This is a genomic window from Streptomyces longisporus (genome assembly GCF_039532765.1).
In the GTDB taxonomy this organism is placed as follows: Bacteria; Actinomycetota; Actinomycetes; order Streptomycetales; family Streptomycetaceae; genus Streptomyces; species Streptomyces longisporus.
In genome coordinates this window covers 176,178-196,595 of record NZ_BAAASG010000028.1, presented here as the reverse complement: position 1 = coordinate 196,595, position 20,418 = coordinate 176,178, and the positions used below count along the sequence as shown (strand labels likewise).

General features: G+C 70.5%; 21 protein-coding genes. 10 read left to right on the top strand and 11 right to left on the bottom strand.

What is annotated here, in order from left to right; genetic code table 11:
• Positions 1-118: 118 nt before the first annotated feature.
• Positions 119-769, bottom strand: coding sequence for a TetR family transcriptional regulator (locus ABD355_RS41840; RefSeq protein WP_344406500.1), 651 nt, complete (start codon positions 767-769; stop codon positions 119-121).
• Positions 770-978: 209 nt separating this feature from the next.
• Between ABD355_RS41840 and ABD355_RS41835 the strand changes: the two genes are divergently transcribed.
• Genes ABD355_RS41835 through ABD355_RS41825 form a run of 3 tightly spaced genes read left to right on the top strand, consistent with a single transcriptional unit; the run spans position 979 to position 4,180 of the window.
• Complete coding sequence (locus ABD355_RS41835; RefSeq protein ID WP_344406499.1) at positions 979-2,385, top strand: glycosyltransferase family 4 protein; 1,407 nt, start codon at positions 979-981, stop codon at positions 2,383-2,385.
• Entirely contained in the window at positions 2,379-3,113 is a 735-nt protein-coding gene (locus ABD355_RS41830; RefSeq protein WP_115908450.1) for a class I SAM-dependent methyltransferase, read from the top strand. Before ABD355_RS41835 ends, ABD355_RS41830 begins: the two co-directional genes overlap by 7 nt.
• Positions 3,110-4,180 (top strand): prenyltransferase/squalene oxidase repeat-containing protein, encoded by a 1,071-nt coding sequence (locus ABD355_RS41825; RefSeq protein WP_344406498.1) that lies wholly within the window; start codon positions 3,110-3,112, stop codon positions 4,178-4,180. The genes ABD355_RS41830 and ABD355_RS41825 overlap by 4 nt, the downstream gene beginning before the upstream one ends.
• Before the next feature lie 25 nt (positions 4,181-4,205).
• On the opposite strand, the gene ABD355_RS41820 is transcribed toward ABD355_RS41825, so the two are convergent.
• From ABD355_RS41820 to ABD355_RS41805, 4 genes are all read right to left on the bottom strand, one after another.
• Entirely contained in the window at positions 4,206-4,493 is a 288-nt protein-coding gene (locus ABD355_RS41820; RefSeq protein ID WP_344406496.1) for a hypothetical protein, read from the bottom strand.
• A 48-nt stretch (positions 4,494-4,541) separates the two neighbouring features.
• Positions 4,542-5,552 carry an LLM class F420-dependent oxidoreductase gene (locus tag ABD355_RS41815; RefSeq protein WP_344406495.1) on the bottom strand — a complete coding sequence of 337 codons (1,011 nt, stop codon included), beginning with the start codon at positions 5,550-5,552 and terminating at the stop codon, positions 4,542-4,544.
• A 118-nt stretch (positions 5,553-5,670) separates the two neighbouring features.
• On the bottom strand, positions 5,671-6,450 hold the full coding sequence (locus tag ABD355_RS41810) for a DUF5336 domain-containing protein (protein ID WP_344406494.1): 780 nt from the start codon (positions 6,448-6,450) through the stop codon (positions 5,671-5,673).
• Between the two features lie 83 nt (positions 6,451-6,533).
• The gene (locus tag ABD355_RS41805) at positions 6,534-7,505 is read right to left on the bottom strand and encodes an N-acetylmuramoyl-L-alanine amidase (RefSeq protein WP_344406493.1); all 972 of its coding nucleotides are present in this window, start codon (positions 7,503-7,505) and stop codon (positions 6,534-6,536) included.
• Between the two features lie 74 nt (positions 7,506-7,579).
• Between ABD355_RS41805 and ABD355_RS41800 the strand changes: the two genes are divergently transcribed.
• Positions 7,580-7,855, top strand: coding sequence for a type II toxin-antitoxin system Phd/YefM family antitoxin (locus tag ABD355_RS41800; protein WP_344406492.1), 276 nt, complete (start codon positions 7,580-7,582; stop codon positions 7,853-7,855).
• Positions 7,852-8,112 (top strand): Txe/YoeB family addiction module toxin, encoded by a 261-nt coding sequence (locus ABD355_RS41795; protein WP_344406491.1) that lies wholly within the window; start codon positions 7,852-7,854, stop codon positions 8,110-8,112. The genes ABD355_RS41800 and ABD355_RS41795 overlap by 4 nt, the downstream gene beginning before the upstream one ends.
• A 13-nt stretch (positions 8,113-8,125) precedes the next feature.
• Here the strand turns inward: ABD355_RS41795 and ABD355_RS41790 are convergent, their stop codons facing one another.
• Positions 8,126-8,776: a class I SAM-dependent methyltransferase gene (locus ABD355_RS41790; protein WP_344406490.1), complete on the bottom strand. Its 651-nt coding sequence runs from the start codon at positions 8,774-8,776 to the stop codon at positions 8,126-8,128.
• Between the two features lie 183 nt (positions 8,777-8,959).
• The gene (locus ABD355_RS41785) at positions 8,960-10,693 is read right to left on the bottom strand and encodes an MFS transporter (protein ID WP_344406489.1); all 1,734 of its coding nucleotides are present in this window, start codon (positions 10,691-10,693) and stop codon (positions 8,960-8,962) included.
• A 215-nt stretch (positions 10,694-10,908) separates the two neighbouring features.
• On the opposite strand from ABD355_RS41785, the gene ABD355_RS41780 reads away from it, so the two are divergent.
• The 4 genes from ABD355_RS41780 (at position 10,909) to ABD355_RS41765 (ending at position 15,024) form a co-directional block, all read left to right on the top strand.
• The gene (locus ABD355_RS41780; RefSeq protein WP_344406488.1) at positions 10,909-12,099 is read left to right on the top strand and encodes a lipid-transfer protein; all 1,191 of its coding nucleotides are present in this window, start codon (positions 10,909-10,911) and stop codon (positions 12,097-12,099) included.
• Between the two features lie 64 nt (positions 12,100-12,163).
• On the top strand, positions 12,164-13,603 hold the full coding sequence (locus ABD355_RS41775; RefSeq protein ID WP_344406486.1) for an MFS transporter: 1,440 nt from the start codon (positions 12,164-12,166) through the stop codon (positions 13,601-13,603).
• Positions 13,604-13,654: 51 nt separating this feature from the next.
• A complete protein-coding gene (locus tag ABD355_RS41770; RefSeq protein ID WP_115908458.1) occupies positions 13,655-14,197 on the top strand; it encodes a SigE family RNA polymerase sigma factor in 543 nt (180 codons plus the stop codon).
• The gene (locus ABD355_RS41765) at positions 14,197-15,024 is read left to right on the top strand and encodes a hypothetical protein (protein WP_344406485.1); all 828 of its coding nucleotides are present in this window, start codon (positions 14,197-14,199) and stop codon (positions 15,022-15,024) included. The genes ABD355_RS41770 and ABD355_RS41765 overlap by 1 nt, the downstream gene beginning before the upstream one ends.
• 19 nt (positions 15,025-15,043) lie before the next feature.
• On the opposite strand, the gene ABD355_RS41760 is transcribed toward ABD355_RS41765, so the two are convergent.
• Complete coding sequence (locus tag ABD355_RS41760) at positions 15,044-15,676, bottom strand: response regulator (RefSeq protein WP_344406718.1); 633 nt, start codon at positions 15,674-15,676, stop codon at positions 15,044-15,046.
• 261 nt (positions 15,677-15,937) lie between these two features.
• On the opposite strand from ABD355_RS41760, the gene ABD355_RS41755 reads away from it, so the two are divergent.
• Positions 15,938-17,485 carry an alpha-L-arabinofuranosidase B gene (locus ABD355_RS41755; protein ID WP_425585855.1) on the top strand — a complete coding sequence of 516 codons (1,548 nt, stop codon included), beginning with the start codon at positions 15,938-15,940 and terminating at the stop codon, positions 17,483-17,485.
• Here ABD355_RS41755 and ABD355_RS41750 read toward each other — a convergent pair.
• From ABD355_RS41750 to ABD355_RS41740, 3 genes are read right to left on the bottom strand one after another with little or no spacing between them, the layout of a single operon-like run.
• Positions 17,463-18,746 (bottom strand): sensor histidine kinase, encoded by a 1,284-nt coding sequence (locus ABD355_RS41750; RefSeq protein WP_344406484.1) that lies wholly within the window; start codon positions 18,744-18,746, stop codon positions 17,463-17,465. The genes ABD355_RS41755 and ABD355_RS41750 overlap by 23 nt on opposite strands.
• Before the next feature lie 17 nt (positions 18,747-18,763).
• Positions 18,764-19,480: an ABC transporter permease gene (locus ABD355_RS41745; RefSeq protein ID WP_344406483.1), complete on the bottom strand. Its 717-nt coding sequence runs from the start codon at positions 19,478-19,480 to the stop codon at positions 18,764-18,766.
• On the bottom strand, positions 19,480-20,415 hold the full coding sequence (locus ABD355_RS41740; protein ID WP_344406482.1) for an ABC transporter ATP-binding protein: 936 nt from the start codon (positions 20,413-20,415) through the stop codon (positions 19,480-19,482). The genes ABD355_RS41745 and ABD355_RS41740 overlap by 1 nt, the downstream gene beginning before the upstream one ends.
• Positions 20,416-20,418: the final 3 nt, after the last annotated feature.

Below are 20,418 nucleotides of genomic sequence, written 5' to 3'. Positions count from 1 at the left end.
CCCCCACTCTCGGCTGCACTCAAGCGGGGGCACCCGCTTCGCAGCGGAACTGCACATCGACACGGTCCCGCGCCCCTTCAGGGTGCTGCCGGACCGCGGCCGACTTCCTTCGGGCGCCTCAGGACGGTTTCCCGGACGCCGTCGGATCCGTCAGGTCGATCAGCCGGCACACCGTCTCGATGTCGATCTTGACCTGGGCGATGGAGGCGCGGCCCGAGAGCCAGGTGATCAGGGCCGAGTGCCAGGTGTGTTCGATGACCCGGACCGCGGAGAGCTGCTCGGGAGTCGGGTTCTCCAGGCCCATCGCGTCCAGGATGATCACGGTGGTCTGGCGGGAGACCTGGTCCACCTCGGGCGACACGCTCCGGTCGGCGAAGGTCAGCGCACGCACCATCGCGTCGGCCAGGTGCGGCTCGCGCTGCAGCGCACGGAACGCCCGCATCAGCGTCTCCGCGACCCGCTCGGCCGCCGTCTGGCCCTGCGGCGGCTTCTTCCGCAGCGTCCCGTGCATGTGCTCCAACTGGTCCTGCATCGTGGCGACCAGCAGATGGATCTTGGACGGGAAGTAGCGGTAGAGGGTGCCCAGCGCCACCTGCGAGGACTCGGCCACCTCACGCATCTGCACCGCGTCGAAACCACCCCGGCTGGCCAGCTGCGCGCTCGCGTGCAGGATGCGGCGCCGACGCGCCTCCTGCCGCTCCGTGAGGGGCGGGGAGGCCGGCTGCGAGGTACGTGCTTCCACCTTGGCCACCTTCGCTTGCGCAGGCATGGATCCCGTTCCGTGACAGTCGGTGAGGGCTGGTGATCGCACCGAGTTTGGCAGGGCCTGTGCCGTGGCGCGAATCACCTGATCCACTGCTCACCGCGCCCCTACCTGCCGGTAGATTCAGAGCCTCCTGGACGATCAAGTCTGAAACTTGTTCTAGATTAGCGTCCGGCGTAATCTCGCGGGACAGTGCAGGCAGAAGGGGGCCCAGAGTGACCGCTGAGGCCAGTCAGGCGGGTCCCCAGGAGGACCTCGCCGCCGACGGCGAGCGACCGCTCCACATCGCGCTCCTCACCTATAAAGGGAACCCGTTCTGCGGCGGTCAGGGCGTCTACGTTCGCCATCTCTCGCGCGAGCTGGCCCGCCTCGGCCACCGCGTCGAGGTCATCGGCTCCCAGCCCTACCCCGTGCTCGACGAGGGCGAGGACCACGCCGGCCGGCTGAGCCTGACCGAGTTGCCGAGCCTCGACCTCTACCGCTCCCCGGACCCCTTCCGCACCCCGAAGCGCGACGAGTACCGCGACTGGATCGACGCGCTGGAGGTCGCGACCATGTGGACCGGCGGCTTCCCGGAGCCGCTGACCTTCTCCCTGCGCGCCCGCCGCCATCTCCGCGCCCGCCGCGGCGAGTTCGACGTCGTGCACGACAACCAGACGCTCGGATACGGCCTGTTGGGCGATGTGGGCGCCCCCCTGGTGACCACCATCCACCACCCCATCACCGTCGACCGGCAGCTGGAGCTGGACGCCGCCGAGAACTGGCAGCAGCGCTGGGGCAAACGGCGCTGGTACGCCTTCACGCGCATGCAGAAGCGCGTCGCCCGCCGCCTGCCCTCGGTCCTCACCGTCTCCGGCACCTCACGCGCCGAGATCATCGACCACCTCGGCGTACGGGACGACCGTATCCATGTGGTCCACATCGGCGCCGACACCGACCTCTTCTCGCCGGACCCGTCCGTCCCCGTGGTGCCCGGCCGGATCGTGACCACGTCCAGCGCGGACGTCCCGCTCAAGGGCCTGGTCTTCCTCGTCGAGGCACTCGCGAAGGTCCGCACCGAGTACCCGGACGCCCACCTCGTGGTCGTCGGCAAGCGCCCCACCGAGGGGCCCGTCGCCCACACGGTCGAGCGCTACGGCCTCGAAGGCGCCGTCGAGTTCGTGAAGGGCATCTCGGACGCCGAACTCGTCGACCTGGTCCGCTCGGCCGAGGTCGCCTGCGTGCCGTCCCTGTACGAGGGCTTCTCCCTCCCGGCGGCCGAGGCGATGGCCACGGGCACGCCCCTGGTCGCGACCACCGGCGGCGCGATCCCCGAGGTCGCGGGCCGCGACGGCGAGACGTGCCTGGCGGTGCCGCCGGGTGACCCGGGCGCCCTGGCCGCAGGCCTCAGCCGCCTGCTGGGCGACCCGGAGCTGCGGCTACGGCTCGGCCGCGCCGGCCGTGAGCGCGTACTGCGGCACTTCACCTGGGCCCGCGCCGCCGAGGGAACGGTCGCCCGATACCGCGAGGCCATCACCGGCTCCCCGGCCCCGGAACCCACCGCGGCCAGGCCGCCGAAGACCGTCGTAGAAGCCGTAGAAGAACTAGCCGCCCCCCACCCCGAAAGCAGGGCCACGTGCTGACCGTCGACTTCTCCCGGTTCCCGCTCGCCCCGGGCGACCGCGTCCTGGACCTCGGCTGCGGGGCCGGCCGGCACGCGTTCGAGTGCTACCGGCGCGGCGCCCAGGTCGTGGCGCTCGACCAGAACGGCGAGGAGATCCGCGAGGTCGCGAAGTGGTTCGCCGCGATGAAGGAAGCGGGCGAGGCCCCGGCCGGCGCCACCGCCACGGCGATGGAGGGCGACGCCCTGGCGCTGCCCTTCCCCGACGAGTCCTTCGACGTCGTCATCATCTCCGAGGTCATGGAGCACATCCCGGACGACAAGGGCGTACTCGCCGAGATGGTCCGGGTGCTCAAGCCCGGCGGCCGCATCGCCATCACCGTCCCGCGCTACGGCCCCGAGAAGGTCTGCTGGGCGCTGTCCGACGCCTACCACGAGGTCGAGGGCGGCCACATCCGCATCTACAAGGCGGACGAGCTGCTGGCCAAGATCCGCGAGGCGGGCCTCAAGCCCTACGGCACCCACCACGCGCACGCACTCCACTCCCCCTACTGGTGGCTGAAGTGCGCTTTCGGCGTCGACAACGACAAGGCGCTGCCGGTGAAGGCGTACCACAAGCTCCTGGTCTGGGACATCATGAAGAAGCCGCTGGCCACCAGGGTCGCCGAACAGGCCCTCAACCCTCTGATCGGCAAGAGCTTCGTGGCCTACGCGACCAAGCCCCACCTGCCCTCGGTGGACGCCCGGTGACCACTCCCCGGACAGAACACCTCGTCCTGCCCGGGGTCCTCACCGCCGAGCAGGCTGCCGCGACCGTCCGCGGCATCCTCGCCGTACAGCGGGAGGACGGCGCGATCCCGTGGTTCCGGGGACACCACCTGGACCCCTGGGACCACACCGAGGCCGCGATGGCCCTGGACGCGGCGGGCGAGCACGAGGCCGCCGAGCGGGCGTACGAGTGGCTGGCACGGCACCAGAACGCAGACGGTTCCTGGTACGCGGCCTACGCCGACGGCGACTTCGCGGACGTCACCGACCACGGCCGCGAGACGAACTTCGTCGCGTACATCGCGGTGGGCGTCTGGCACCACTACCTCTCCACGGGCGACGACACCTTCCTGGACCGCATGTGGCCCGCCGTCTACGCGGCCGTCGAATACGTCCTCCGGCTCCAGCAGCCCGGCGGCCAGATCGGCTGGAAGGGCGAGGAGGACGGCAGCTTCACCACCGACGCCCTGCTCACCGGCTCCTCCTCCATCCACCACGCCCTGCGCTGCGCGCTCGCCGTCGCCGAACAGCGCGAAGAGCCCCAGCCGGACTGGGAGCTCGCGGTCGGAGCGCTCCGCCATGCGATCCGTCGCCACCCGGAGCGGTTCCTCGACAAGGACCGCTACTCGATGGACTGGTACTACCCGGTGCTGGGCGGTGCGCTGACGGGTGCGGAGGCCAAGTCCCGCATGGAGGAGGGCTGGGACCGCTTCGTCGTCCCCGGCCTCGGGGTGCGCTGCGTGGTCCCCAATCCCTGGGTGACCGGCGGCGAGTCGGCCGAACTCGCCCTCACCCTCTGGGCGATGGGCGAGTCCGACCGCGCGCTGGACATCCTCCAGTCGATCCAGCACCTGCGGGACCCGGAGACCGGCCTGTACTGGACGGGCTACGTCTTCGAGGACGAGGCGATCTGGCCGCGCGAGCTGACCACCTGGACGGCGGGCTCCCTGCTGCTCGCGGTCGCCGCCCTCGGCGGCCACGAGGCGACGTGCACGGTGTTCGGCGGGGAGCAGCTGCCGAGGGGGCTGGATCCGGACTGCTGCGCCTGATCCCCTGGCGCAGCCGGGTGGATGGTCAGTGCCGCGTCATCCGCCCGGCGATCGCGTGGCCGATGAACAGGTAGACCACCGCTGCCAGGCCGTAACCTGCGACCACGCGGGCCCAGGCCTTGTCGAAGGTGAACAGGTCACGCGACCAGCCGGCCAGCCAGTTGGCCACGTTGTGGACGAACTGCACCAGCTCGTTGGCACGGTTGGCGTCCAACAGGTACATCAGGATCCACAGGCCCAGGATGAGGGCCATGATGTCGGCGACGATCGCTATGACCGCCCCGGCTCGATTGCCGCTGCTGTATCGAGACATGCTTTTCGGATTGCCGCCGGATGCTTTATGAAACCCGAACGGGTTCCCTCAGGAGTTCAGCTCCGCCAGCACCCGCAGCGACTCCCGGTCCGGGGAGAGGGCCAGCAGGTCCGTCACAGGCCCCTTGCGCCACAACTCCAGGCGCTCGGCGATCCGTTCCCGGGGCCCCACCAGGGAGATCTCGTCGGCGAAGGCGTCCGGCACGGCGAGCACGGCCTCCTCGCGCCGCCCGGACAGGAACAGCTCCTGGATGCGGCGGGCCTCCTCCTCGTACCCCATCCTCGCCATCAGGTCGGCGTGGAAGTTGCGCGCCGCGTGGCCCATGCCGCCGATGTAGAAGCCGAGCATGGTCTTCACGGGCAGCAGGCCTTCGCTCACGTCGTCGCAGACCCGGACCTGTGCCATGGGGGCGACGAGGAAGCCCTCGGGGGCGTCGGTGAGCGAGGCCTCGTAGACCTCGGGGCGGGTCGGCGACCAGTAGAGGGGGAGCCAGCCGTCCGCGATACGGGTCGTCTGCGCGATGTTCTTCGGCCCTTCGGCACCGAGGAGGATGGGGAGGCCGGGGCGCAAGGGGTGCGTGATGGACTTGAGGGCCTTGCCGAGCCCTGTCCCGTCCTCGCCTCGATAGGGGTGGGAGTGGAACCGCCCGTCGAGCACGACCGGCCCCTCCCGCCTGAGCACCTGCCGTACGACGTCCACGTACTCCCTGGTCGCGGTCAGCGGCGACTTCGGGAACGGCCGCCCGTACCACCCCTCCACCACCTGCGGCCCCGACAGTCCGAGGCCGAGCATCATGCGCCCGCCGGAGAGGTGGTCGAGGGTGAGCGCGTGCATGGCGGTGGTGGTGGGCGACCGGGCGGCCATCTGCGCAACGGCCGTGCCCAGTCTGATGGTTGATGTCTGCGCCGCGATCCAGGTCAGCGGGGTGAAGACGTCGGACCCCCACGACTCGGCGGTCCACACGGAGTCGTATCCGAGCCGCTCGGCCTCCTGCGCGAGCGGCACATGGTCGGGGGAGGGGCCGCGGCCCCAGTAGCCGAGTGCGAGACCGAGTCGCATGGCGCCTCCATCGGGTACCTGACGGCTAGTCAGCCACGGGCCGGGAGCTGCGACTGTACGACAACGGCCCCCCGCCCGGAAGGGCGAGGGGCCGGCGGCTGCTCGTGGTCGGCGGGTGTCAGCCGCGCTGGATCCCGGAGGTGTCCTGCAGCACACCGCGGCGGCCGTCCTGCGTCTGGGCGACCAGGGCCGGGCCGCGCTGCTCGACGGCCAGGTACCAGGTGCCCGGCGCCAGTTCGGCGATCGGCGTGGGCGAACCGTCCTCCGCGAACAGCGGCCGCGGCACCGGAACGGCGAACCAGAACGGCGAGAAGTCCCCGGCCGGGGGCTGCGCCTGGGTCTGCCCCGGCTGCGGCTGGGCGCCATAGGGCTGCCCGGCCTGCGGCTGCCCGCCGTAGGGCTGCTGCTGCCCGGCACCGGGGTAGCCGTAACCACCGGGGGGCTGGGCGCCGTAGGGCTGGGGGGCGGCGGGCTTGGGGGCGGGGATGAGGGCGGCCTGGAGGGCGGGGACGAGGGGGGTGGCGATGGCGCCGCCGGCCAGGACGAGGGCGGCGATGAAGCCGAGGATGAGACCGGCGCCGGCGCTGAGGCCACCCTTGACGCCGACGAGGGTCCAGAACAGGGCCCAGGCCGTCAGGACCGAGAACGCGGCGCCCACCTGGCCCAGCTCCAGGCCCGCGACCTTGCGCGGCTGCGGCAGGGCGCGATTGACGACGATCAAGGCAGCACCGATGATCCCGCCCACGTAGAGGCCGAGGGCGTCGCCGAGGTACTCCCAGGCGTTCGGGGCGTTGGTGTAGCCATCAGCGGTATAGAAGCTGAGGAACGACGCGATGAAGAGCAACACCGCTGCTCCGATCACCACGCCGTCGCCTCGTGTGAGGGAGCGGATATTCACTTCAGGTCCTTCGTAAGTCGTCTCGTCGTCGGTAGACACTATCGTCCGTCCGAGCAAGGCGTCCGCCGGGATCAGCCCGCTGATCACGAACCGTGCAGGAAACTCACGATTCCATCAGAAATCCCTTGCGCCGCCTTCTGCCGCCACGCACCGCTGGTGAGCAGTGCCGCGTCCTTGCTATCGCGCATGTTCCCGCATTCGATGAACACCTTGGGAACCGTTGACAGATTGAGACCGCCCAGGTCCTTACGCGTGACGAGGCCGGTGCCGTCGCCGACGTAGTTGGAAGGCGGTTCACCAGTGACGCGGACGAAGTTGCCGGCGATGCGCTCGCCGAGGTCGGCGGAGGAGGCGACGATCGGGCGGGTGTCGGCGGCGCCCGCGTGGACGGAGCCGGGAAGGATGACGTGGAAGCCGCGGTTGCCGGCAGCGGAGCCGTCCGCGTGGATGGAGATGGCGGCGTCGGCGTGGGCCCGGTTGCCGATCTGCGCACGCTGGTCCACGCAGGGGCCCCAGGCGGGGGAGCTGCCGTCGTGGGTCAGCTTCACCGTGGCGCCCAGCTTCTCCAGCAGGGCCTTCAGGCGATGGGACACGTCCAGGGTGAACTGGGCTTCCGTGTAGCCCGAGTTGGTGGACGTCCCCGTCGTGTCACATTCCTTCTTGTTCGTGCCGATGTCCACCTGGCGGGCGATCTCGGTGGCGTGCTGGAAGTTGCCGGGGTTGTGGCCGGGGTCGATGAGGACGACCTTGCCCTTGAGGGGACCGGAGGCGGCGGGCGCCGACGAGGTGGCCGAGGCGAGGGTGGGCGCCGGGCTGTTCGGGTTCTTGTCGTCGCCGGCGGGCGAGGAGGCGGGCGCGCCGGACGTCGCCGTCGTGGACGTCCGTACGGTCGCCTGGGCAGTCCCGCCACCATCACCGCCGCTCCCGCCCACGGCCTCGTACACGAGCCACCCGAGCAACGCGCCCGGCACGAGCGCGGCGACCGCCACCGTCAGGGGGCTGCGCCGGGGACGGCGGGGCTGGGGAGGATCGAAGTCCGGGCCTACGTACGACACGGCTGCCACCCTACGGGGCGTCAGGCCGATCCGCAGGCTTCCTGAGCTCGTGTGCCGCTTCTGTGCGGTACCGGATGTCCATCAGCGCCACCGAAGCCAGGAGGACCCTGTTTCCGCTCATCGAGCGCGTCAACACCGATCACACCCCCGTGAGGATCAGCTCGAAGAGCGGCGATGTCGTCTTGATGTCCGCCGATGACTACGACGCGTGGCAGGAGACGGTCCATCTCCTGCGCTCCCCTGCCAACGCCCGACGCCTCATGGAGGCTGTCGCGCGGGACAAGGCAGGTGAGGCGGGCATCGCGAAGTCGATGGATGAGCTCCGCGACCTGGCCGGAGGCGAGGCGTGAGGGGTGTTTCCTTCGATCCGGACGGGTGGGAGGACTTCCTGTACTGGCTTGCCGCCGACCGTAGAACGGCCCGGAGGATCGCGCGGTTGATCGGTGAGATCCAGCGCACGCCCTTCGAGGGGATCGGCAAGCCGGAGCCGCTGAAAGGCGGGATGTCCGGCTACTGGTCTCGACGGATCGACGACGAACGCCGTTTGGTGTACCGGGCAGACGAGAAAGAAGTGAAGATCCTCAAAGCCCGCTATCACTACAGCTGAGACCTGTCGGCGGTCACACCCCCGCGCCAGTCCGTCGCAGGACGCGCAGTGAACCGGTCACCGAGATCTCCGTGAACGCGCCGGACTCCAGTGCCCGCAGGTAGACGCGGTACGGCGCCTGGCCGGTGAACTCGTCCTTCGGGTCCGGGAAGACGTCGTGGATGAGGAGCAGGCCGCCTTCGGCCACATGGGGGGCCCAGCCCTCGTAGTCGGCGGTGGCGTGCTCGTCGGTGTGGCCGCCGTCGATGAAGACCAGGCCGAGGGGGGTCCGCCAGAACTTCGCGATCTGCGGTGAGCGGCCGACCAGCGCCACCACGTGGTCCTCCAGACCGGCGCGGTACAGCGTCCGCCGGAAGGTGGGCAGCGTGTCCATCAGCCCGATCTCCGGGTCGACCGTCTCCGGGTCGTGGTAGTCCCAGCCCGGCTGCTGCTCCTCGCTTCCGCGGTGGTGGTCGAGGGTCAGCGTGGTGACCCCGGTCTCGCGGGCGGCATCCGCGAGCAGGATCGCGGAGCGCCCGCAGTACGTACCGACCTCCAGCAGGGGCAGCCCAAGGCCGCCCGCCTCGACGGCGGCCGCGTAGAGCGCCAGCCCCTCGTCGGCGGGCATGAACCCCTTCGCGGCCTCGAACGCGGCCAGAATCTCCGGCTTGGGTGCCGCGGCCATGGGGTTCCTCCCGGTCGAACGTACGTCTGCGGCCCCCATGCTGCCGCACCCCCGGTCACTGATTCGACAGGGGGTGCAGCACGGTCGTCAGGGCGCGGGGCTGTATCGATATGCGGCTCCGCCGCGTGGGCGCGACCAGCCACGACGGCGAGTCAGCCGCAAACCAACAGAACCAACCGGGTGCTACGCACTCACGGTCTCGCCGGGCAACGCCAGGTCCACCTCCACCGCGTCCTCCCCGGAGTGCGTGGCCGAAGACGCCAGCGGCCCATGCCCCACCGCCCGTGCGGCCAGCACATACGCCCCCTCGGCCGGCACCGCTAGCACATAGCTCCCGTCCTCGTCGGAGACCGCCGCCCCCGCCTGCCGGCCCCGCCGATCGATCAGCGTGACCTTCGCCCGGGCCACCGGAGAGCCGTCGGCACCCAGCACCCGGCCACGGAACCCCCGCAGCACTTCCTCCGCAAGCTCCACGACGGCGTCGTCCTCCTCGCTGCTCGCGAGCAGCTGCGGCGCCCGGTTCGGCTTGGGCAGGAACAGGGCCATCAGCAGACCGACGGCGACCGCGCCGGTCGCGATCAGGAAGGAGACGCGGAAGCCGTGCATGGTCGGGATCTCGACGCCGCCGACGTTGTTCGCGGTGTTGGCCAGCACCATGCCGATGACGGCGCTCGACACGGACGTACCGATGGAACGCATCAGGGTGTTCAGACCGTTCGCCGCACCCGTCTCCGAAGCCGGGACCGCACCGACGATCAGGGCGGGGAGTGAGGAGTACGCGAGGCCGATGCCCGCGCCGAGCACCACCGCGATGACCAGGCTCTGCCATGGCGCGCTCATCAGGCCGAGCCCGGCGCCGTAGCCGATCGCGATGATCAGCAGGCCGAGGATCAAGGTGACCTTGGGGCCGTACTTCGCGGACAGGCGGGCGTAGACCGGCGCCGTGAACATCATCGTCAGGCCCAGCGGGGCCACCAGCAGGCCCGCGACGACCATCGACTGGCCGAGGCCGTAGCCGGTCGCCTTCGGGAGCTGGAGCAGCTGGGGAAGGACGAGGGAGACGACGTAGAAGGAGACACCGACCATGATCGAGGCGAGGTTGGTGAAGAGGACGGCCGGGCGGGCCGTCGTCCGCAGGTCCACCAGCGGGGCCTTCATACGGAGTTCGAGAACGCCCCACAGGACGAGTACGACGGCCGACGCGCCGAACAGGCCGAGCGTCGTGCCGGAGGTCCAGCCCCAGTCGCTGCCCTTGGTGATGGGGAGAAGGAAGAGCACCAGACCCGCCGAGAGGCCGAGTGCGCCGAGCAGGTCGAAGGAGCCCTCGGCGCGCATCGGGGACTCCGGTACGACCAGGAGGGTGAGGAGGATCGAGAGGGCGCCGAGGCCCGCGGCGCCGTAGAAGAGGGCGTGCCAGTCGGCGTGCTGGGCGACCAGGGCCGCGAGCGGCAGGGCGAGGCCGCCGCCGACGCCTATGGAGGAGCTCATCAGGGCCATCGCCGAACCGAGCTTCTCGCGGGGCAGCATGTCGCGCATCAGGCCGATGCCGAGCGGGATGGCGCCCATGGCGAAGCCCTGGAGCGTACGGCCGGCGATCATCGTGAGCAGTTCGCTGGTGAGGGCGCTGATCAGGGCGCCGACCACCATCACGGCGAGGCTGAGGATCAGCATGCGCCGCTTGCCGTAGAGGTCACCGAGGCGGCCCATGATCGGGGTGGCGACGGCTCCCGAGAGAAGTGTCGAGGTCAGGACCCAGGTGGCGTTGCTGGGTGCGGTGCCCAGCAGCTGCGGCAGGTCCTTGATGACCGGGACGAGCAGGGTCTGCATCACCGCGACAACGATGCCCGCGAAGGCGAGTACCGGGACCACGGCCCCGCTCGCCCGCCGGGCGGGCTGTTCGGTCGTCGTGTGCGTCATGGGGTGAGGCCTCCAGGCCGTACGAGAGGAAGAGCTGTGCGAGATAAGTGCTGGGTAAACCTCGTATGCACAGGCAACTATTCCGTTGCTTCGGGTCTCTAATGAATTCTTGACCCGGTCATGGGAATCTGATCGGTCGTCAGGCCTGGTGGGTTGGTGGAACGTGTTCTAGTCTCGCGCGGCATGAAGACATGCCGCGTAAGGCGCACCGCGCCATGAGGGCTTACGTCGTCGGGGTCGGAATGACCCGGTTCGAGAAGCCCGAGACCCGTGACTGGCAGTACTGGGACATGGTGCGGGAGGCCGGTGGTGCCGCCCTGGCCGACGCGGGGGTCTCGTACGGGGATGTGGAACAGGTTCCCGTGGGGTACTGCTTCCAGGCCTCGACCGCCGGGCAGCGCGCCGCCTATGAGCTGGGTCTCACCGGTGTGCCCGTCTACAACGTCAACAACAACTGCGCGACCGGCTCGACCGCCCTGATGCTGGCCCGGCAGCTCGTGGAGGGCGGTTCCTGCGACTGCGTACTGGCGCTGGGCTTCGAGAAGATGAAGAAGGGCGCGCTGGGCACAGGCGCTGACGGAGGGGACTTCGCCACGTCCCCCGTCGCGCGGCACTACGGCGTCATGGCCGCCCGCCACGGCTTCGAGATGACCCCGCCCACCGCTCAGATCTTCGGCGACGCGGCCCGTGAGCACATGGAGCGGTACGGCACGACCGAGACGCAGCTCGCCGCCGTGGCCGCCAAGAACCACCGGCACTCGGCGCACAATCCGTATGCGCAGTTCCGGGACGTGTACGAGGTGGACGACATCCTCGCCGCGCGCACGGTCCACCGGCCCCTGACCAAGCTGCAGTGCTCGCCGACCTCGGACGGCGCGGCGGCCGCAGTCGTCGTCTCCGAACGGTTCGTGGAGCGGCGGGAGCTGGGCGGGAGGGCCGTCGAGATCGTCGCGCAGGCGATGACGACCGACACGGAGGAGTCCTTCGCGTCCGGGTCGTGCATCGACGTCGTGGGGCAGCCGATGTCCCGGGAGGCGGCCCGGCAGGTGTACGAGCGGGCCGGGCTCGGGATCGGCGACGTGGACGTCGTGGAGCTGCACGACTGCTTCTCCGTCAACGAGCTGCTGACGTACGAGGCGCTGGGGATGTGCGGGGAGGGGGAGTCCGGCAAGCTCGTCGAGTCGGGGGCGACGACGTACGGCGGGCGGTGGGTGGTGAACCCGTCCGGCGGGCTGATCTCCAAGGGGCATCCGCTGGGGGCGACCGGGATTGCGCAGGTGGCCGAGCTGGTGTGGCAGCTGAGGGGCGAGGCGGGGGCGCGGCAGGTGCCGGGGGCGCAGGTGGGGCTCGCGCACAACATCGGGCTGGGCGGGGCGGCGGTGGTGACACTCGTACGGGCGGTGTAGGTCCTGCGGAGGAGGACCCCCTGCGGCGAAATCCCGATGCAAGGACCGTAACCCGGTTGAGAGCATGACAGACATGCTGGAAGCCGCTGACGTCACCCGGAGCTCGTCCCGCCGTACCGCCCCACCCACCTGGCTGGTCGTGGCGCTCGCCTGCGCCGGGCAGTTCCTGGTGGTGCTCGATGTGTCGGTCGTCAATGTGGCGCTGCCGTCGATGCGGGCCGACCTGGGGCTGAGCCCGCAGGGGCTGCAGTGGGTGGTGAACGCGTACGCGATCGCCTTCGCCGGGTTCATGCTGCTCGGCGGGCGGGCCGGGGACCTGTACGGGCGCAAGCGGATGTTCCTGGTGGGGCTCGCCCTGTTCACGGCGGCCTCGCTGGGCGGCGGGCTGGCGCAGGAAGGCGGTCAGCTGCTGGTCGCGCGGGCCGTGCAGGGGCTGGGGGCGGCGGTGCTCGCGCCCTCGACGCTGACCATTCTCACCTCGGCCGTTCCGGAGGGGGCCGCGCGGGCGCGGGCGATAGCGACCTGGACCGCGGTGGGCGCCGGTGGTGGAGCGGCCGGCGGGCTGGTCGGCGGGGCGCTGGTGGACGGGCTGTCGTGGCGGTGGGTGCTGCTGATCAACGTGCCGATCGGTGCGCTGGTGCTGGCCGGATCGATGAGGTGGCTGGCGGAGAGCCGCAACGGGGACGGGCGGCGGCTCGATCTGCCGGGCGCGCTGCTGGTGACGGCGGGGCTCGGGACGCTGGCGTACGGGATCTCGCAGACGGAGGCGCAGGGGTGGACGGCGGCGGCCACCCTCGTGCCGCTGGCCGCCGGGCTTGCGCTGATCACGCTGTTCCTGGTCGTGGAGGCGCGCACGGCGGCGCCGCTGATGCCGCTCGGGCTGTTCAGGGTGCGGGCCGTGTCCTCGGCGAACGCGGCGATGTTCGTGAACGGGTCCGCGATGTTCTGCATGTGGTTCTTCATGACGCTGTACGCGCAGAACGTGCTCGGCTACACGCCCTTCGAGGCCGGGCTGGCGCTGGTGCCCAGTTCCCTGGCGGTGCTGCTCGGGTCCAAGTCGGCGCCCCGTTTCCTGCCGGTGTTGGGCGCGCGGAACGTGGCCGTGCTCGGGACGCTCCTGGCGGCGGCGGGCTTCGCCTGGCAGTCGATGATGACGCCGGAGGGCAACTATCTGACGGAGATCATGTTCCCGGGGATCCTGATGATGCTGGGGGCGGGTCTCACGGCCACCCCGCTCGCCGCACTCGCCACGTCCGGGGCGGCTCCGGGGGAGGCCGGGCTGGTGTCGGGGCTGGTCAACACCTCGCGCACCATGGGCGGTTCGCTGGGGCTCGCGGTGATGTCGACGATCGCGGCGACGCGCACGGCGGGCAGCGGTGCTCCGGGGGCGCTCACGGAGGGGTACGCGCTGGTGTTCCGGACCGGCACCGGGGTGCTGCTCGCGGGGGCGGTGCTGATGCTGGTGTGGCTGCCGCGGAGAATTTCGACGAGTTCCGCGGGGTGAGGCAACGATCCGGGCTGTCCATGGACTCCTTCAGACATCTAGGAGGTGCCCATGGGGGATCGCAAGGAAGCTCGGGACAAGGAGTTCCAGAGCTTTGTCACCGGCCGCTGGCCGCGGCTGCTGCGCACGGCATTTCTCCTCACGGGGGAACAGCACGCCGCGGAGGACCTGGTCCAGTCGACGCTGGAGCAGGTCTATGTGGCCTGGCGCCGGGTCGGCTCGGCGGACGACCCGGAGGCGTATGTACGGCGCGTGATGATCAACGCGCATGCGCGCAAACACCGCAGAAAACTGCGGGAGTTCCTGGCGCCGAAGGACGACTCGGGGCTGGCGCGCGAGATCGCCGACACGGGTGACCGCATCGCGCAGGCCGACGACCGGGGCGTCCTGCTGAAGGCGCTCGCCCAACTGCCGGTGCGGCAGCGGGAGGCGGTGGTCCTGCGGTACTGGGAGGACCTCACCGAGACCCAGACGGCGGAGGCGATGGGCTGTTCCGTCGGCGCGGTGAAGAGCAACGCGGCCAAGGGGATCGCGAAACTGCGCGCCATACCGGGACTTGCGGACATGGTGACAAGTGGGGGAGGGCGTAAGTGATGAGCGCGGACCGGGAGACGAACCACGAGATGACGAACACCGACATCGCCCTGCTGCTCGCCGAAGCCGCGGACGGGGTCGAGATCGGTATAGCCCCCACCCAGGCGGTGATCCGCGGTGGGCGGAGGCGCAGGGCCCGGCGCTGGGCGGTGGCGGCGGGTGCGGCGCTGGCGATCGTCGGGACCACGGGAACGGTGGCTCTGGCGGGGCTGCCGGGTGGCGGGGACGGGCACCGGAGGGCGCAGGTGGCCACCCACCCGCCGACGAGTGTGGCGCCGCGGCTCGGCGAGCCGCACCAGACGATGCTGGCGAGGGGTACCGAGGACGGCAAGGAATGGGAGGTCTCCGTCGACGTGTGGGACGCACCGCGCAATGCGACGGAGGCGCAGACCCAGTTGACGGCGATGACCGACTACCGGGAGTTCCCCGGGGACATCGGCAAGGCCTCCGACCTGATCGGCAAGAGCGCCTATTTCGTAACCAGGAGCTACGGGGACGCGCTGAAGTCGGTGGTGATCTTCAACACGCTCGCCAAGGGGGACAGGCAGGCGGGCACGGACCTGGATGTCGGAGCGATCGGGTTGAAGCCGGGCTCCATGCCCTCGCGCCTTGTGATCGGCCGGATCGCCAAGACTGCCCAGCAGGTCACCTGCACCTGGAAGGACGGCACGAGCTCAGTCCTGCACAGGGTGGCGGATTCGGCGAACACCTACGCCAACTACGTCCTCCCGCAGGGCATCCGGTCTGCCGAGGGCTCCTCGGACGGTTGGTTCGTATGCCTGGCACCGAAGGGCACGAGCTATGACACGGCGAAGGTGACCAAGTAACGGGTGACGAGGCAGGGGATCACAACCACCCCTGCTGACGAGCCTCCCGCATCGCCTCCATGCGGTTGCGGGTGCCCGTCTTGCCGATGGCGGACGAGAGGTAGTTGCGGACCGTCGACTCCGACAGATGCAGTTTGGCGGCGATGTCGGCGACCGTCGCACCGTCCACGGACGCCTTGAGCACCTCGCACTCGCGGGCGGTGAGGGGGCTCGGCCCGGCGCTGAGTGCGGCGGCGGCGAGCGCGGGGTCGATCACGGTCTCGCCGGTCAGCACCCGGCGGATCGCGGCGGCCAACTCCTCGACGGGGCCGTCCTTCACGAGGAAGCCGGCCGCACCGGCCTCCATCGCGCGCCGCAGATAGCCGGGCCGCCCGAAGGTGGTGAGGATCAGCACCCGGCAGTCGGGGACCTGCTCGCGCAGCTCGGCCGCCGCGTCCAGGCCGCTCATGCCCGGCAGTTCGATGTCCAGCAGGGCCACGTCGGGCCGGTGGGTCAGCGCGGCGTCCACGATCGCGTCACCCGCCGCGACCTGGGCGACGACCTCCAGGTCCGCCTCCATACCGAGCAGCAGGGCGAGCGCGCCCCGCATCATTCCCTGGTCCTCGGCGAGCAGGACCCGCACGTTCTTCGACGGCCGGTGATCCCGGGGCATCTCGTTCACGGTCCAAGAGTAGGGCGCGGACGGGAGCGTGGCCCGATTAAAGGCTCGTCTAAAGACTTGTCATGGTTCCGTTCCGCGAGTCTTGACGGCCTACCGCTTCGGCCCAACAATCGCGTCTGCATTAGGAGTTCGCCTTTGCAATTCCTGTGCCTGTATCCCCACCCGCAATTGTTCGGCATTTCGATCGTGGAAATAGGTTCGGCATTTCGGTCGAACAGCGTTCGGCATGTCGGACATGAAGGAGGCTCCACCGTGTTCTCCAGGTTCTCCAGACTCAGAACCGCGGCCCTGGCCGCCCTCTCCGCGCTCGTCACCGTGCTGGCGCTCGCCGTCGGCGTGCCGCAGGCGCAGGCGGCGGGCTCCCTGCCCTGCGACATCTACGCCGCCGCGGGCACCCCCTGCGTCGCCGCGCACAGCCTCGTCCGGGCGCTCTACTCGTCGTACAACGGCTCGCTCTACCAGGTGCAGCGGGCCTCGGACGGCGCCAGCGCGAACATCGGGCTGCTGACCGCGGGAGGGTATGCCGACGCGGCCGCCCAGGACTCCTTCTGCTCCGGCACCACCTGCATCATCACCAGGATCTACGACCAGTCCTCACGCCACAACGACCTGACGGTCGAGGGGGCGGGCGGGGCCGGCGCTGCCGACGTCGGCGCACCCGCCGACGCCCTGCCGGTGACCGTCGGCGGGCATCAGGTCTACGGCCTGGAGATCTCGGCCGGCATGGGCTACCGCGACAACGCCACCTCCGGTGTCGCCGTCAACGGGCAGGCCGAGGGGATGTACATGGTGACCTCCGGCACCCATGTCAACGGCAGGTGCTGCTTCGACTACGGCAACGCCGAGACGAACAACAAGGACACCGGCAACGGCCACATGGACGCCATCAACTTCGGCACCGAGTGCTGGTTCTCCCCGTGCTACGGCGGCGGCCCCTGGGTGCAGGCCGACCTGGAGAACGGCCTCTTCCAGTCGGACTCCGGCTACAGCAAGAACACCTCGAACACCGGCACCGGGCCGCTGCCCTTCGTGACGGCTTTGCTGAAGAACAACGGGCAGAACCATTTCGCGCTGAAGTACGGCAATGCGCAATCCGGCAGCCTCACCACGACCTATTCCGGCGGTGAACCGACCACCAGCGGCTACTCGCCCATGCACCAGGAGGGCGCGATCGTCCTCGGCACCGGCGGTGACAACAGCAACGGCTCCATCGGGTCCTTCTTCGAGGGCGTCATGACCTCCGGCATCCCCACGGACGCCGCCGACGACTCGGTGCAGGCGAACATCGTCTCCGTCGGCTACGGCGGCGCGACCGGCTCCACCGGTTCACTGACCCCGGGTTCGGAGATCTCCCTGCGCGCGACGACCTCGTGCTGCACGGGCGACTACATCCGCCACCAGAACAACGCGGCGGTCATCTCCCCGATCACATCGAGCAGTTCGGCGCTCGACAAGGGTGACGCCACCTGGATCGTCCGCCGGGGCCTGGCGAGCAGCTCCTGCGTCTCCTTCGAGTCGCGCAACTACCCAGGTGACTTCCTGCGCCACTACAACTACCAGCTGCTGCGCCAACCCATGGACGGCACCGCGCAGTTCAGATCCGACGCCACCTTCTGCCCGACGACCGGCAAGAGCGGCACCGGGACCTCGTTCGCCTCGTACAACTACCCGACCAAGTTCCTCCGCCACTACGACTACAACGTCTACATAGCGAGCAACGGCGGCTCCAACACCTGGGACAGCTCCACGTCCTGGACGGACGACGTGAGCTGGGTCGTCAGCTCGCCGTGGGCGCCGTAGCCGCCACGGGTTCGGACGCGTCGTCGGCTTCCACCGGGAGTTCGGCGGTGACCGTGAAACCGCCTCGCGGCGACGGGCCGGCCCGCAAGGAGCCGCCGGCCGCCGCGAGGCGTTCCGTCAGTCCCTTGAGTCCGGTGCCGCCGATGCCCGGCAGGGACGGGGAGGAGGGCGTGGAAGGCACGCCCTCCCCGTTGTCCGCGACCGTGAGGCTGACGCGTTCGGGGCTGCTCTGCACGGTGATCTCGCAGCGCGTGGCGCCGGCGTGCCGTACGACGTTCGTGACCGCCTCCCGCACCACCCAGCCCAGCAGTGCCTCGGTCTGCGGGGCGAGGGGCGCGCCGGTGCGGCGGACCACCGGTTCGACGGCCGCCGCGGACAGGGCCGAGCGGGCCCGGTCCAGTTCGGTGGTGAGGCTGCCCTCGCGGTAGCCGGTCACGGCCTCGCGGATCTCGGTCAGCGCCTGGCGGCCGACGGACTCGATGTCGCCGATCTGGGTGAGCGCGGCCTCCAGGTTCCCCGGGGCCAGCCGCCGGGCCGCCTCCGACTTCACCACGATCACCGACAGGGTGTGCCCGAGCAGGTCGTGCAGATCGCGGGAGAAGCGCAGGCGTTCCTTCTCGACCGCCTGGTGCGCCAGCTTCTCGCGGGCGGCCTGCAGTTCGCGTACCGCCTCGGACAGGGAGAGGATCGCGGCGGTGACCATCGTCGACAGGAAGGTGCCGTAGGCGACGTTCGAGGAGGCGCTCCAGCCCGAGCGGAACACGGAGGCCGTCGCCGCGAGCGCGGTCAGTCCGAGGGCGATCTGGCCGAGCCACGGGCCGCGCAGGGCGGAGCCGGTGGCCAGGCCGAGCAGGGGGAAGAAGTACAGCCAGCTGCCGCCGTACCCGAGGGCAAGGCCGCAGGTGATCACGGCCATCAGGGCGAGCGCCACCCGGGTCGCGGGCGCCTCCCGCTTCTCCTTCACGAAGGAGCGGAACGTCACATAGATGTAGAGGGAGTTGAAGGCGAGCAGGCCGAGGCCGCCGATCCACGGATTGGCGGTCTTGCCCTGGATGACGTTGGAGAACGCGCCCATCCCCATCAGCAGCCAGGGCAGCAGCCCGAAGCCGTTCGGCGCCGGGCCCAGGTGCTGCTCGGGCCGCTTCCCGGTCCTGCGCGCCTCCTTCTGTGCGGCCTTGAACTCCCCCATGTCGGCCTTCCAGCGCACCCGCGCCGCCCGCCACACGTGCAGCTGGCAGGTGATCCCTCGCATCCAGGACATGTCCTCGTCCCCCCCGTTCAGGCGGTCCGTCCGGACCGCCGGTACGACAGCACAGCGTACGAACCGAAGGCCAGCAGCCAGAGGGTCAGCACCGCGATCGCGCCAATGGCCGGGGCGCGGCCCTCCGCCGCCGAGGTGCCGAGCTGCGCGAAACGGTAGGTGGGCGTGTACGCCGACAGGGTGCGCAGCCAGTGCGGGAACAGGGTGACCGGGAACCACAGGCCGCCGAGCACCGCGAGCCCCAGGTTGCACGCCATGTTGGTCACGCCGGTGGTCTGCCCGGTCAGCCGGTAGCCGTTGCCCAGGCCCAGCAGGGTGAAGGGCAGCGAGCCCAGCCACAGCAGCGCCGCGACCGCCGCCCACTGCCAGGCCGCCAGCCGTACGCCGTTGAGCAGACCGCCCGCGGCGAGTACCGCGAGGATGGCGGGCAGCACCGTCACCGAGCCGGTCAGCGTGCGGCCGACGACGACCTGGCGCGGGGTCATCGGAGTCACACGCAGCTGCCGCAGCCAGCCGATCGCCCGGTCCTCGGCGACCCCGCCGCCGGTGTTGAGGGCGCAGCCGACGGCGCCGTAGCCCGCCATGCCGACCATCGCGCCGGTCTTCCAACTCCCGTCGCTGGAACCGAGGTTGGTGAACAGCAGATACATCAGCACCGGCATCGCGATCCCGCCGATCACAAAACCCGCGTCCCGCAGGGTCCGGCGTACTTCGAGCCGCAGATAGTCCAGCATCACGCCGCCTCCGTCACCTGTGCGGTCAGAGCCAGGAACGCGTCGTCGAGCGAGGCGGGCGCGACCTCCAGGCGGCGTATCGCGCCCAGTTCCGCCAGTGCGACCACCGTCGCGTCCGGGTCGTCGGTGCGCAGCCGCGCCCGCTCCCCGCGCACCTCCACCGACCGCACACCCGGCAGCAGCTCCAGGCCCTGAGTGCCCCGACCCGCGAGGTCGAAGGCGACCAGGCTGCCGCCCACCGACCGCTTGAGCTGCTCGCCGGTGCCGTCCGCGACGATGCGGCCCCGGTCGATGACGAGGATGCGGTCGGCATGCGCGTCCGCCTCCTCCAGATGGTGCGTGGAGAACAGCACGGTGTGGCCGAGACGGGCGTACGAGCGCATCGACGCCCAGAAGGCGAGCCGCGCCTCCACGTCCAGGGCGGCGGTCGGCTCGTCCAGGACGATCAGCGAGGGGTTGCCGGCGAGCGCCACGGCGAACCGCACGCGCTGCGTCTGACCGCCGGACAGCCGGTCCACGCGCCGCCCCGCCAGTTCAGTGATCCCGGCCAGCTGCAGGGCCCGCGCGACGGGCATCGGGTCCGGGTAGCGGCCGGCCACGAAGGTCACCAGTTCCCGCACGGTGACCCGGAGCACCGCGCGCCCCTCCTGCAGCATCGCGCCGATCCGCCCGGCGCGCACGGACTGCTCCGGAGGAGCGCCGAAGACCCGTACCGTGCCCTCGTCGGGCTCGTTCAGGCCGAGCAGCAGCGAGATGGTCGTCGACTTGCCGGCGCCGTTGCGGCCGAGCAGTGCCACCGTCTCGCCCTGCGATATCTCAAGGTCCACGCCCTGCAGGGCGTGCACGGTGCCGAAGGTCTTGACCGCCCCCGTGAAGGACACGGCGGGCGGCGCCCCGGCCGTCCTCCCACTCGTCGTCCCTGTCGTCTTCGTCATGCC